The sequence below is a fragment of the Vibrio sp. D173a genome (genome assembly GCF_030248475.1).
The window spans coordinates 1-834 of sequence record NZ_JAHGAH010000788.1 but is presented as its reverse complement, the minus strand read 5'-3'; the positions used below and the strand labels follow the sequence as shown (position 1 = coordinate 834).

Below are 834 nucleotides of genomic sequence, written 5' to 3'. Positions count from 1 at the left end.
AACACTGCGCTGCAGAACCAGTTTTCGCACCTTTGGGTAGCGTCAAATGCAGCGGTACTTGGTAGCTATGTGAATGTTCAACATTCAAAACGCTGAGTTTCCCTGTGCCACGACTCTCTACAATGTGATGCGGTAGACGACAATACCCGACACCTTGTTCCACCGCTCGAAATGCGTGGTCAAAGTTGTCCACCGTAATGCGTTGACTCGACTTCAACCAACCCACGTCTTTTTTCTCTGCTACCTTTTCAACCGAGCCTAAGTCTCGCACCACAATTTGTGGCAGTGTCGATAACTCACTCAAAGTAACCAAGGACTGTTTCGCTAATGGATGTGAATCGACGACGACCGGTTTCAGCGAAGTCACGCCAAATGCTTCTGCTGGGTAGTTGGTGACAGGCAAGTTGATTATCGCCGCATCAGCTAATTGCTGCGTCACCATTTCTGTCGTTTTAGACAAGGATGTCTCGATAATCTGAACCGAGGTCGTGCTGTTGGACTCAAGAAACTCCGCCATCACCGAGTAGACCCATGTAGGGTCACAAAGGTGATCCACAGCGATGGTGATCTCCGACTCTATCCCTTTCGAAAGCTGCTCGCTGATCACCTCTAATTCTCGTGCCTGCTCAAGCATGGTGCTTGCTCTTCTCAGCAGCGACTTACCATCTTCCGTTAACACCGCTCTACGACCTTCCATCTGCACTAAGGAGACCGAAAGCTGATCTTCCAACTTGCGCAATGCATAAATCAAGGTGGTGTGGCTCTTATTTAACTGCAGAGCCGCAGCCTGAATGCTACCCGCGCGGTCAATCTCATAAAGAGTCTGCCATTGGT

The 834-nt window shown here is 49.6% G+C and carries 1 protein-coding gene; it reads right to left on the bottom strand.

Going from position 1 to position 834, the window contains the following annotated elements; translation table 11 throughout:
• On the bottom strand, positions 1–834 hold an 834-nt coding region (locus tag KIV40_RS29300; protein WP_285352751.1), incomplete at both ends, for a LysR family transcriptional regulator.